The sequence below is a fragment of the Nitrosomonas sp. Nm34 genome, from assembly GCF_900113925.1.
Classification (GTDB): domain Bacteria; phylum Pseudomonadota; class Gammaproteobacteria; order Burkholderiales; family Nitrosomonadaceae; genus Nitrosomonas.
The window spans coordinates 15,430-27,876 of record NZ_FORD01000035.1 but is presented as its reverse complement, the minus strand read 5'-3'; the positions used below and the strand labels follow the sequence as shown (position 1 = coordinate 27,876).

The window sequence follows — 12,447 nt, the reverse complement described above, 5'->3', positions numbered from 1 at the left end:
TCAGGCAACAGGTCCTGCATCGCCCATTCGTGAAACACATCCGCATTGATATTGAGTGCAAACAGGCTGACGGTGAGCAATAGCTTTCCGATCAGGGCGCCAATCGCGTTGATACGACCTGGCGCATGCCAGTCATGGGTGTCATGGCATCTCTGACCAGCAGGTGTATAACCATGAGTGCGCGGCGCATCATGGGCAAAGCCACTTTCATCAATGTAGACAATGGGCCGGCCTGCAGCTTCATAAGCGGCGATCTTCTCCTGGAAGATGCGCCGTGCGTTTGCGTCTGCTTTGGGATGCTTCAGAGTTTTTTTATAGGTGATGTCAAGCTTCTGGCGCGCCAGAAAAATAGCATTCTGCGCTACACCCAAACGTTTTGCCCGCTCGTACTGATAAGCATCAGGATAATCACGAACATCCTGCCGCAATACTTCAAGATCAATCTTGCGCTGGCAAAACCCTTGAGGTTTACGATGGATGCTCTTAACCCAGCGCGTCACGCTGGCCACGCCAACATCAAAACGGGCCGCCACCCCGGCTATCGTAAGTCCTTCTTTCTTTCGGACAGACAGGACTTTACGGCGGTAATCTAATGAATATGCCATCTTTACATTATAATCAAAATTATCTGGTTATGCTATATGAGGTTCCTTCGGCCGATGGTATTTGTCTTTTAGTCCTGTCCACCCCCGCAGCCAAGGCCTTATCGATGCATTTGTAAACTGTTGCACGTGTAACCTTTATTTCCCTGGCAATCCCCGCAATATCTGCTCCATCCGCGTAGCGTAATAGCATATGTGCCCGTTCTACTTCTCGTTTGGGTGCCGTGCGCGAACCTGATAGCTGCCTCAATCGCTCACGCTCTTCTACCGATAGTGCCAGTCTTCCTCGCCCACTTTTTCTTGCCATGTTTGCTCTCCCGTTATCGAACAGGGGGTTATGGCTCATACTGTTAAATATGTGTATGTTTTAATGAAACTAAGTACTAGTTAGCCAGCTTCCTCTATCAAACCGGATTTGCAGAAGCCAAGCTCATCAAATTTTTACGCTATTTTTACGTTATAGCATGCTAATTCAAGCCCTCTTTTACACGCAATTGAACATACTGCATGGGTTATAAAACTAAAGAGCTTTGGGGGTAAGAATATGGATCTTATTTATCTCAGTCTTGTCATTTTGTTTGCTGTGTTATGTATCGGATTAATCACCGGCTGCCATTACCTGGAGAATAAAAAATGAATTGGATTTATTGGCTAACCGGCATCATTGCCTTTTTATTGTTTATCTACTTACTTTACGCCTTATTTAACGCCGAGGAGGTTATATGAACACATCACCTGGGATACAAATCGGTTTATACCTTGTAGTGCTGTTCATAGTCGCTTGGCCTTTAGGTCGCTATCTCACCAGTGTTTTTGATGGGCAACTCACGCAACGCTTTGTTTGGCTGGATAATTTTGAGCATAGATTCTATCGCTTCATTGGCGCCAACCCAGCAGAAGATATGCCATGGTGGCGTTATGCAGCCGCTATCCTGCTATTCAATGTTCTGGGCGTATTTGTTGTTTATGCTTTGCAGCGTTTGCAAAGTGGATTACCGCTGAACCCGCAAGCATTTGGGGCTATTTCTCCAGATTCAGCCTTCAATACTGCAATATCGTTTGTCACCAATACCAACTGGCAAGGCTATGGTGGCGAATCGACGATGAGTTATCTGACACAGATGCTCGCTTTGACGGTGCAGAATTTCGCATCAGCGGCAACCGGTATTGCAATTGTTATTGCACTGATTCGGGGCTTTATGCGAAGGAATGCTACGGGTATTGGCAATGCATGGATCGATTTATCACGTTCAATATTCTTTGTCCTTTTGCCACTGTCTTTTGTATTCGCATTAATTCTGGTAAGCCAGGGAGTCATTCAAAACTTCAAACCTTATCAAGATGTCAAGCTGTTAGAGCCGCTTGAATATGCTGCACCGAAAAAGGATCTTAATGGTTTACCTTTGCAAGATGATCAAGGAAACGTGCTCATGGAAGCAATTAAAACAGATAAGCAATCCATTGCAATGGGGCCTGTTGCCTCGCAGGAAGCGATTAAGCTGCTCGGAACTAATGGTGGGGGTTTCTTCAATGCCAATTCAGCGCACCCTTTCGAAAATCCGACGCCGCTCACTAATTTCCTGGAAATGATCAGTATTCTCCTGATTCCAACCGCACTATGCTTCGCCTTTGGTCAGATGGTTGGAGACCAGCGGCAGGGTTGGGCGATGGTTGCCGCGATGACCGTTCTATTTATGATGATGGCAACAGTGGCTTTATGGTCAGAATCCCATTCGAATCCCCTCATTACTCAACTGGGGGTTGATGATTCAATGGGCAATCTCGAAGGCAAAGAAACTCGATTTGGCGTCATTTCTTCCGCGCTATTTGCGACAGTCACGACAGCCGCCTCTTGTGGAGCGGTTAATTCTATGCACGACAGTTATCTGCCCTTGGGAGGTTTAATTCCGATGTGGCTGATGATGCTGGGTGAGGTCGTGTTCGGTGGCGTCGGTTCGGGATTATATGGGATACTCATATTCGCCATTCTCGCCGTTTTTTTATCAGGCTTGATGATCGGACGCACACCGGAATATTTGGGTAAGAAGATCGAAGCATTCGAGATGAAGATGGTGTCGATCGCGATTCTAGTTGTACCATTGCTAGTGCTCGGTGGTGCCGCCATCGCTGTTGTTACTGAAGTAGGCAAGGCAGGTATGGCTAACCCGGGTGCACATGGGTTTTCCGAAGTATTGTATGCATTCACTTCGGCCGCGAACAACAATGGTTCTGCGTTCGCAGGGCTTTCTGCCAACATTCCCTTTTACAACACTCTGCTTGCTGTTGCAATGTGGTTTGGGCGATTCGGCGCCATTATTCCGGTGTTGGCCATCGCTGGTAAATTGGCAGCAAAACCTAAGCTTGCAGTAACCAGTGGAACAATGCCAACACATGGCCCCTTATTTGTCGTATTGCTCATCAGCACCGTGCTCATCATTGGGGCGCTCAACTACATCCCCGCACTGGCACTGGGTCCCATTGTCGAACATTTGCAATTGTTTGCTCGCTAACGATCAGGAGCGCTTACTATGAAAAAGACACGCACCCTTTCTTTATTCGATCCAGTATTGATTAAGCCAGCACTCATCAATGCGTTCAAGAAACTTACTCCCCAGGCGCAATGGCGCAATCCGGTCATGTTTGTCGTCTGGGTCGGCAGCATTGTAACGACGATACTGGGTATCGATGCCCTAGCAGGCCAGGGCGAAGCGCCAGCAGGCTTCATTTTCACGATAGCTGCATGGCTATGGTTTACCGTTTTATTTGCCAATTTTGCTGAAGCGCTCGCTGAAGGTCGCGGCAAAGCTCAAGCAGCAGCCCTGCGTAGCAGCCGCAGGAATATTGTTGCAAAAAAATTGGCTGAACCCAGACGCAACGCAAAGATTACCACGATTGACTCCATCTCGTTACGGAAGGGCGATATCATGCTCATTGAAGCAGGCGATTTCATTCCCGCTGATGGCGAGGTTATTGAGGGGGTCGCGTCTGTTGATGAATCCGCCATCACAGGCGAATCCGCCCCTGTTATCCGCGAATCAGGCGGTGACTTTTCAGCCGTTACGGGCGGTACACGCATTCTATCGGATTGGCTGGTAGTTCGCGTGACAGCCAATCCGGGAGAGGCATTCCTGGATCGTATGATTTCGATGGTAGAAAGCGCTAAGCGTAAGAAAACACCTAATGAGATTGCGCTAACTATTTTACTGGTTGCACTCACATTGATATTTCTATTTGTGTGCGTAACGCTATTACCGTTTTCGATCTACAGCGTCGAATCGGCAGAATCGGGTTTACCGGCATCCATTACCGTCTTAGTAGCGCTTCTAGTCTGCCTGATTCCAACGACAATCGGTGGTTTGCTGTCAGCGATTGGCGTAGCCGGCATGAGCCGGATGATGCAGGTCAATGTCATCGCCACTTCAGGGCGAGCGGTCGAAGCAGCAGGTGATGTCGATGTATTACTGCTAGATAAGACAGGAACAATCACCTTGGGAAATCGCCAGGCATCGGCTTTTCTGCCTGCCCCCAATATTCCGATCAAAGAATTAGTCGATGCGGCCCAACTGGCCTCGCTTGCCGATGAAACGCCGGAAGGTCGATCCATCGTCGTGTTAACGAAAGAGAAGTTTGGCTTGCGTGGGCGTAAATTGCACGATGCGTTATTCATTCCTTTTACTGCCCACACGCGGATGTCTGGTGTAGACCTCGGTGATCGCAAGATTAGAAAAGGCGCAGTAGATGCGATTCGCACCCATATCGAAAGTTTGGGCAGTGCCTTCCCGGAAAGCGTCGAAATTTTGGTTGATCAAGCATCAAGACGTGGTAGCACGCTTTTGGTCGTGGCCGATGGTGCGCGCGTGCTCGGGGTGATTGAACTCAAGGATATTGTCAAAGGCGGCATCAGAGAGCGTTTTAGCGAGTTACGGAAAATGGGTATCAAAGCAGTGATGATTACCGGTGACAATCGCTTAACTGCTGCTGCGATTGCTGCTGAGGCAGGTGTTGATGACTTTCTCGCTGAAGCCACCCCTGAAGACAAACTTCGGTTGATACGGGAATACCAGGCACAGGGGCGATTGGTTGCCATGACTGGCGATGGCACCAATGATGCGCCCGCTCTCGCACAAGCCGACGTTGCCGTCAGTATGAACTCGGGTACACAGGCGGCAAAAGAGGCAGGCAATATGGTTGATCTCGATTCCAATCCAACCAAACTCATTGAAATTGTCGAAACCGGTAAGCAAATGTTAATGACGCGCGGGGCGTTGACAACCTTCTCCGTTGCGAATGATGTCGCTAAATTTTTCGCCATCATTCCGGCGGCATTTGCTGCCACTTACCCACAATTAAAGATGCTCGATATCATGCATCTGAATACGCCCTCCTCGGCCATTCTGGCCGCAGTCATCTTCAACGCGATCATTATTGTGTTCCTGATTCCACTGGCGCTCAAAGGTGTGAAATATCAGGCGCTGGGTGCTGCTTCGCTATTACGCAGAAATTTGCTGATTTATGGTCTGGGTGGTTTAGTTGTTCCATTTATCGGCATCAAACTGATTGATGTCATGTTAGGTCTTTTTGACCTCGCTTAACCATAATCCAGAAGTGATGATGAAGAACCTCATTCGTCCAGCCATTACGTTATTTATTTTGATATCGCTCGTCACAGGTTTGCTTTACCCACTGGCAGTCACCGGCATTGCGCAAATCGCTTTTCCAGAGCAGGCTGCTGGTAGCTTGCTGAAGCGTGGTGATGAAATGATCGGCTCAATCCTCATTGGACAGAATTTTTCTGAGCCTACTTTCTTCTGGAGTCGGCCCTCCGCAACCTCTCCAATGCCCTACAATGCGGCAAATTCTGGCGGTTCAAATCTTGGGCCAACTAATCCCGCATTGATAAAGTCAGTCAGTGAACGTATACAAAAACTGCGTGCGAGTCACCCAGGCAAAGAGGATAAAATTCCAACAGATCTTGTCACCACCTCTGCGAGTGGACTGGATCCACATATTTCACCTGCCGCAGCGTATTACCAGGTCGAACGCGTTGCAGCAGCACGTGGTATCGATGTGGCGACAGTCCAATCATTGGTTGATCGATCAATTGAAACGCCACAGTGGGGTATATGGGGTGATTCTCGTGTCAATGTTTTACGCCTTAACTTGGCTCTTGAGGAATTGCAAAAATGATGATCGATGAACGCCCCAATCCAGATCAGTTGTTAGCGGAAATCAAAAAAGAGGAAATGGCTGCCCAGCGTGGCAAGCTAAAAATCTTCATTGGCGCTTGCGCCGGCGTGGGTAAAACATACGCCATGCTCAATGCTGCCCAGCAACGGTTAGCTGAGGGAGTCGATGTCGTTATCGGTGTGGCTGAAACCCATGGACGCAACGAAACTATAAAGCTACTGGAGAATCTTCCTCTATTGCCATTGCATAAAATCGAATACCGGGGAAAATCGCTTGCCGAGTTCGATCTCGATGCCGCCTTGCAGCGGGCATCACAGTTAATCATCGTTGATGAACTGGCGCACACAAACATTCAAGGTTCAAGGCACGCAAAACGCTGGCAGGATGTCGACGAGCTCCTGGCAAATGGGATTGATGTCTATACCACCCTGAACATACAACATCTTGAAAGTTTGAATGATGTGGTGGGTAGTATTACCGGCATCCGTGTCTGGGAAACCGTGCCCGATCGCTTTTTCGACGGCGCAGATGATGTAACATTGGTGGATTTGCCACCTGACGAGTTATTGGAACGGCTTAAAGAAGGAAAAGTCTATGTGCCTGAGCAAATTGAGCATGCTGCCAAAAATTTTTTTCGCAAGGGCAATCTGATTGCATTGCGCGAACTTGCCTTGAGGCGCACAGCTGATCGTGTTGATTCTCAAATGCGGGCTTACCGTGCAGATCATGCCATTACCAATGTTTGGCAGACACGTGAACGCATTATTGCCTGTATTGGCCCAGGTCCCCTGAGTAATAAGCTAGTGCGGAGTGCCGCTCGCCTGGCCAATGAGCTAAAGGCCGGCTGGCTCGCCGTCTATATTGAAACACCAGCATTGCAACGTCTCGCCAAAACTGATCGGCAACGCATTCTTGATCACCTCAAGCTGGCTGAAGAACTTGGTGCAGAAACAATAACGCTAGCTGGTAGTGATTTGATCGCCACATTGGTTGCTTATGCACAAAGCCAAAACGCCAGCAAACTGGTCATTGGCCATCCAAGAGAACTAGCTTGGTATCAGCATTGGCGTCCACGTTTTGTTGATACGCTTGCTCGATTTGCGCCCGATATCGATATCTATCTGGTAGGTAAGGAAGATGAAAAACTTACTCGCATTAAGAAGCGGGAATTCAATCTGAACACGACTAAATGGCAAAATTATGCTTGGGCTACAATTTCATGTGGAATAACGACTACATTGGCCGCTGTTTTGTTGCGCATATTCGATTTATCGAATGTCGTCATGGTATTTTTATTGACTGTTGTGGGTATTTCACTCAAATTCGGTCGGGGTCCGGGCGTATGGGCAGCAGCATTGTCTGTCTTGCTGTTCGATTTTTTCTTTGTTCCTCCACGATTCTCATTCGCTGTTTCCGATATACAATATTTATTCACTTTTACCTTAATGCTAGTGGTTGCCATCATCATCGGACAACTTGCGGCAAAACTACGATTCGAAGCAACCATTGCCAATCGACGGGAACGGCGCGCTCAAGCATTAGCAGCCCTTTCCAAAGAACTGTCTGGCGCATTAACCATCGAGCAAGTAGTCGAGATTGCAAACCGGCATGTAAGTGGAATATTTAATTCAGCAGTAGCGGTGCTCCTACCCAGTAGCGAGGAAAGAATCAAAGTAGCAGGCACCTCGCCCTCTCAACCGGCAATCGATACTGCTGTTGCGCAATGGGTTTATGATCATGAATTACCTGCTGGCTTTGGAACACAGACGTTATCTGCAGCCGCTTCACACTACATCCCGCTTAAAGCTCCGATACGCACACGTGGCGTGCTCGTTATAGAAGCCAAGGATTTGCTTTTTCTTAATCAACCTGAGGAAAAACGCTTGCTCGATGCCTTTGCAGCCCAAATTGCATTGGCTTTGGAACGCATCCACTATGTGGAGGTCGCACAGGACGCATTGGTTTCAATGGAGGCAGAGCGATTGCGTAATTTACTCCTTTCAGCAATCTCGCATGATTTGCGTACTCCATTAACTGCTATGGTGGGGTTGGCCAGTACACTTGCGGACAGCAGCCTACCAGAAAATTCCCAAAAGGAGCTTGCCCTTGCTATTCAGAACGAGGCGCAACAAATGACTGGATTGATCACAAACCTACTCGATATGGCGCGACTGCAGACTAGTGGTATGGAGTTGAAAAAAGATTGGCAATCAATAGAGGAGATTGTTGGCAGCGCATGCATGCAACTTGAACGTTCGCTGGCTAAAAACAAACTCATCATTTCAGTTCCTCCTAACTTACCCTTATGTGAGTGTGACCCAATTTTAATGCAACGCGTCATCGTCAATCTGCTGGATAATGCCGTCAAGTTTACACCTAGTGGCAGTATGATTGCGATTTCCGCCGCTGCTGCGAATAATGAAATGACTATTTTGGTCGAAGATAACGGACCTGGTTTGCCTCCCGGCCAGGAAACCAAGATATTTGATAAATTCGTACGTGGAGAAACCGAATCCAACAAACCTGGCATTGGTCTTGGCTTGGCTATTTGTAAAGCAATTGTAGAAGCTCATGGTGGAAAGATTTCTGCAGAAAATCGAGTGGATGGTGGAGCCCGCTTCACTGTGGCACTACCCTTGGGTATCGTTCCCATGCCAGAAGAGCTGCAATGAAAATACCTCGCATTTTGATCATTGAAGATGAAAATCAAATTCGTCGTTTCGTACGACTAGCACTGGAAGCAGAAAATTTTGATGTCTTAGAAGCAGATAATGGTACACGTGGATTAATTGAAGCCTCAACCAGGCAACCAGATCTCCTCATCATTGATCTTGGCTTACCTGATTTAGAAGGAAAGGAAGTGATCCGGCAAATTCGTGGTTGGTCGGAAAAGCCTATTATTGTGTTATCTGCCCGTGACCGCGAAGAAGAAGAAGTAGCAGCACTCAACATAGGCGCTGATGATTATTTAACTAAACCATTCGGCACACCGGAACTGATCGCCCGTGTTCGGGCCCATTTACGGCGACGACAATACGATGAAAATCAAGGCGACCCTATAGTCCACTTTGGCGATGTCATCGTTGATCTTGCAGCCCATACCGTAACACGTGCTGGTAAAGAGGTGCACCTCACACCGATTGAATATCGATTACTGCTCACGCTTATCAGTGCGCGCGGACGTGTCATCGCCCATAATCAACTTATGCTGGCAGTGTGGGGGCCCAATTATTCAGAACGCTCACATTATCTGCGCATCTATATGGGGCACTTGCGACAAAAGCTAGAACATAATCCAGCTCAGCCTGAATTTCTGCTTACTGAACTTGGTGTAGGCTATCGGTTAATATAAGATAAAAAAGATGCTTACTTGCCAATCCAATTTCTAAGCTAGATTATCAACGCCGCAGCCACACGACGGCCTTCTGCAGATAAAATATTATAAGTTCGGCAGCCAGCCTGGGTATCCATCACTTCTAATCCAATCCCTGAAGAAACCATCGCTTTCATCAACTTACGATCAGGAAAACGCAGTGTTGTCCCGGTTCCGAGTAAAATGATTTCTGGTTGAAAGGGTCGTATGCTGTCAAAATGGGCTGCTTCCAACTGCTCTATACTTTGTATTTGCCAGTTCTCGATAATGTGATCTGGCAGTACGATTAAATTATGCTCATAAGGGACTTGATTAATCGTGACATAGCCTTCCCCGTAACCGGTGAAAATATTGATTCCTTCATGCTCTGAAAGATGTAGCTTCAAGGCAAAACCTCCTGCTTATTGATCGATAAAGAATCTGTTCTTTATCCAATAGAATATATTTAAAAATTATTTTCAGTTGATTGCGTTGTTGAACGAGTGCGCAGCAAGTAGTTATCAATAAAAAATTTAGCGTTTTTTTATTTTACTTTTTTGCAAAAATATATGGGTCAGGTAACATTATATTCTCTTTATTTTTTCAATATCTATCTACTACAGTGTAGTTTTTCATATTAACCATGCAGCCCATCACGAAATCCAGCAAGCTTGCTAACGTCTGTTACGATATTCGGGGGCCCGTACTCGATCGGGCCAGAGAAATGGAGGAAGAAGGTCATCACATTATCAAACTCAATATCGGCAACCCTGCTTCATTTGGCTTTGAAGCACCCGAGGAAATATTACAGGATGTGATCCGGAATCTATCCGCTGCATCTGGCTATTGTGATTCAAAAGGCCTCTTCGCTGCACGCAAGGCCATCATGCATTACACCCAGGAAAAACATATTCCAAATGTGCAAATGGATGATATTTATATCGGTAATGGCGTTTCTGAACTGATCATGCTGGCCATGCAGGCACTGCTGGAAAACAACGATGAAGTGCTCATTCCTGCGCCTGATTATCCGTTGTGGACAGCTGCCGTATCGTTAGCAGGGGGGACGGCACGCCATTATATTTGCGATGAGCAGTCTGATTGGTTTCCGGATCTGGATGATATTCGTGCTAAAATAACGCCTCATACGCGCGCAATCGTAATCATCAATCCCAATAATCCAACAGGTGCGCTGTATCCGGTCGATTTACTGCTCGAAATCATAGAAATTGCCCGTCAGCATCATTTGATCATTTATGCGGACGAGATTTATGACAAAATACTTTATGATCAAGCTATCCATACCTCGATCGCCTCCTTGGCTGATGACATTTTGTTTGTGACATTCAATGGCTTGTCGAAGAATTACCGGGCAGCAGGGTTTCGTTCTGGTTGGATAGTAGTATCAGGTGATAAACAACGCGCGCAGGATTATATTGCGGGCTTAAATATGCTGGCTTCTATGCGCCTGTGTGCAAACGTACCCGCGCAATTCGGTATCCAGACTGCATTAGGGGGTTATCAAAGCATATATGATCTGACATTACCTACCGGGCGACTCAAACGGCAACGTGATCTTGCCTGGCAACTTCTGACCGATATCCCGGGTGTAAGTTGCTTTCGTCCCCAATCAGCGCTGTATCTGTTTCCACGCCTGGACCCAAAAATTTATCCTATTCAGGATGATGAGAAATTTGTGCTGGATATGTTGCTGGAAGAAAAAGTGCTGGTAGTACAAGGGACGGGTTTTAATTGGCCCTATCAAGATCATTTCCGTGTAGTGTTTTTACCCAATAGTGATGATCTGGCTGAAGCAATTGGCCGCATCGCACACTTCCTGGAACGTTACCGTAAACGCCATGGTATACACGTCATATAATCCCATAGCCAATCGCATTAAATATGCTCAGGAATTCTGAAAAATTCATCATTTAATTATTTTGTAACAATTTTTGCTTATTTTAACAATTAGAATATGAACCCCATTAATGTTGGCTTATTAGGAATTGGTACGGTCGGTGGCGGCACCTATACCGTCCTGAAACGTAACCAGGAAGAAATTGTCCGCCGTATTGGTCGTAACATTGTCATCCGTATTATTGCCGACCGTGATATCGAAAAAGCACGCCGTCTGGCTGACCGTGACACGACAGTAACCACTGATGCATTTGAAGTTGTCTCACGGCCCGATATTGATATTGTCATCGAATTGATCGGCGGACAAACTATTGCCAAGGAACTGATACTACAAGCGATTGCCCACGGTAAGCATGTGATTACAGCCAATAAAGCGCTTTTGGCCTCTCATGGCAGTGAGATTTTTGCAGCCGCTCAGCAAAAAGGGGTCATTGTTGCCTTTGAGGCTGCAGTTGCAGGGGGAATACCTATTATTAAAGCATTGCGCGAGGGATTAGCCGCCAATCGGATAGAATGGATTGCTGGCATTATCAATGGTACCAGTAATTTTATTTTGTCGGAAATGCGTGAGAAAGGGCTTGCATTCGATACAGTATTGGCCCTCGCACAAAAACTTGGCTACGCGGAAGCTGACCCTACCTACGATATAGAAGGAATCGACGCGGCCCATAAAATAACCATCATGGCAGCAATCGCTTTTGGTATCCCGGTCAGCTTCAACAAAGTGTATATCGAAGGTATCACCCAACTAAGTAACGATGACATCCGTTATGCTGAAGAGCTCGGTTACCGCATCAAGTTACTCGGTATTACCAAACGTGTAGCGAAAGGCATCGAACTACGTGTGCATCCTACCCTCATCCCTATTAAAAGATTGATCGCTAATGTGGAAGGCGTGATGAATGCGGTAGTCGTCAAAGGCGACGCCGTCGGACCGACACTTTACTATGGAGCAGGTGCAGGCGCAGAACCGACAGCCAGCTCGGTGATAGCTGACTTAGTCGATGTGGCACGTTTACTGACCGCCGATCCGGAACATCGCGTGCCTTATCTCGCATTTCTGCCAGAATTATTATCAAATATTCCAATCGTGCCGATGGAAGAGGTTGAAACCGCTTACTATCTTCGCTTACAGGTGATGGACCAACCCGGTGTTCTTGCTGATATCACGCGCATCCTGGCTGATTCAGATATTTCGATCAACGCTATGGTGCAGAAAGAACATGCTGAGGAAGAGGATAAAGTCAATATCATCATGCTCACTCATACAACGATAGAAAAGAACATCATTGCAGCATTAGATAAAATTGAGAAATTACCTACCATGGCAGGAAAGATAGTGCGTATCCGTTTAGAAGAATTAAACAAATAAGCATGATGTAATTTGAG

At 46.8% G+C, this 12,447-nt stretch carries 11 protein-coding genes; 8 read left to right on the top strand and 3 right to left on the bottom strand.

All coding sequences use genetic code 11. The annotated features are described in order from the left end of the window. On the bottom strand, positions 1–605 hold a 605-nt coding region (locus BM283_RS19500; RefSeq protein ID WP_217646518.1), incomplete at its 3' end, for an IS630 transposase-related protein. Between the two features lie 19 nt (positions 606–624). Beyond that, positions 625–909, bottom strand: a complete 285-nt coding sequence (locus BM283_RS12480) for a helix-turn-helix domain-containing protein (RefSeq protein WP_175492128.1) — start codon at positions 907–909, stop codon at positions 625–627. 326 nt (positions 910–1,235) lie between these two features. Between BM283_RS12480 and kdpF the strand changes: the two genes are divergently transcribed. The 6 genes from kdpF to BM283_RS12450 are packed head-to-tail and all read left to right on the top strand — an operon-like array spanning position 1,236 to position 9,141. Then, entirely contained in the window at positions 1,236–1,328 is a 93-nt protein-coding gene (gene kdpF / locus BM283_RS20605) for a K(+)-transporting ATPase subunit F (RefSeq protein ID WP_090693608.1), read from the top strand. Further along, positions 1,325–3,112 carry a potassium-transporting ATPase subunit KdpA gene (gene kdpA, locus BM283_RS12470; protein ID WP_090693606.1) on the top strand — a complete coding sequence of 596 codons (1,788 nt, stop codon included), beginning with the start codon at positions 1,325–1,327 and terminating at the stop codon, positions 3,110–3,112. The genes kdpF and kdpA overlap by 4 nt, the downstream gene beginning before the upstream one ends. A gap of 18 nt (positions 3,113–3,130) precedes the next feature. Then, the gene (gene kdpB, locus BM283_RS12465) at positions 3,131–5,194 is read left to right on the top strand and encodes a potassium-transporting ATPase subunit KdpB (RefSeq protein ID WP_090693604.1); all 2,064 of its coding nucleotides are present in this window, start codon (positions 3,131–3,133) and stop codon (positions 5,192–5,194) included. Positions 5,195–5,213: 19 nt separating this feature from the next. Next, complete coding sequence (kdpC, locus tag BM283_RS12460) at positions 5,214–5,789, top strand: potassium-transporting ATPase subunit KdpC (RefSeq protein WP_090693612.1); 576 nt, start codon at positions 5,214–5,216, stop codon at positions 5,787–5,789. Next, entirely contained in the window at positions 5,786–8,461 is a 2,676-nt protein-coding gene (locus tag BM283_RS12455; RefSeq protein ID WP_368086436.1) for a sensor histidine kinase, read from the top strand. Before kdpC ends, BM283_RS12455 begins: the two co-directional genes overlap by 4 nt. Continuing rightward, a complete protein-coding gene (locus tag BM283_RS12450; RefSeq protein WP_090693601.1) occupies positions 8,458–9,141 on the top strand; it encodes a response regulator in 684 nt (227 codons plus the stop codon). The genes BM283_RS12455 and BM283_RS12450 overlap by 4 nt, the downstream gene beginning before the upstream one ends. A gap of 38 nt (positions 9,142–9,179) precedes the next feature. Here the strand turns inward: BM283_RS12450 and BM283_RS12445 are convergent, their stop codons facing one another. Then, positions 9,180–9,548: an Mth938-like domain-containing protein gene (locus BM283_RS12445; protein ID WP_090693598.1), complete on the bottom strand. Its 369-nt coding sequence runs from the start codon at positions 9,546–9,548 to the stop codon at positions 9,180–9,182. Between the two features lie 236 nt (positions 9,549–9,784). On the opposite strand from BM283_RS12445, the gene BM283_RS12440 reads away from it, so the two are divergent. Together BM283_RS12440 and BM283_RS12435 are read left to right on the top strand one after the other, a co-directional pair. Next, positions 9,785–11,020 (top strand): pyridoxal phosphate-dependent aminotransferase, encoded by a 1,236-nt coding sequence (locus BM283_RS12440; RefSeq protein ID WP_090693597.1) that lies wholly within the window; start codon positions 9,785–9,787, stop codon positions 11,018–11,020. A 96-nt stretch (positions 11,021–11,116) separates the two neighbouring features. Continuing rightward, positions 11,117–12,430, top strand: coding sequence for a homoserine dehydrogenase (locus tag BM283_RS12435; RefSeq protein WP_090693594.1), 1,314 nt, complete (start codon positions 11,117–11,119; stop codon positions 12,428–12,430). The last annotated feature ends 17 nt before the right edge of the window (positions 12,431–12,447 follow it).

Coding starts and splice junctions, on each gene's coding strand:
- kdpF (WP_090693608.1), top strand. CDS start 1,236: ATGAATTGGATTTATTGGCTAACCGGCATCATTGCCTTTTTATTGTTT.
- kdpB (WP_090693604.1), top strand. CDS start 3,131: ATGAAAAAGACACGCACCCTTTCTTTATTCGATCCAGTATTGATTAAG.
- BM283_RS12435 (WP_090693594.1), top strand. CDS start 11,117: ATGAACCCCATTAATGTTGGCTTATTAGGAATTGGTACGGTCGGTGGC.
- BM283_RS12480 (WP_175492128.1), bottom strand. CDS start 909: ATGGCAAGAAAAAGTGGGCGAGGAAGACTGGCACTATCGGTAGAAGAG.
- BM283_RS12440 (WP_090693597.1), top strand. CDS start 9,785: ATGCAGCCCATCACGAAATCCAGCAAGCTTGCTAACGTCTGTTACGAT.
- BM283_RS12450 (WP_090693601.1), top strand. CDS start 8,458: ATGAAAATACCTCGCATTTTGATCATTGAAGATGAAAATCAAATTCGT.
- kdpC (WP_090693612.1), top strand. CDS start 5,214: ATGAAGAACCTCATTCGTCCAGCCATTACGTTATTTATTTTGATATCG.
- BM283_RS12455 (WP_368086436.1), top strand. CDS start 5,786: ATGATGATCGATGAACGCCCCAATCCAGATCAGTTGTTAGCGGAAATC.
- kdpA (WP_090693606.1), top strand. CDS start 1,325: ATGAACACATCACCTGGGATACAAATCGGTTTATACCTTGTAGTGCTG.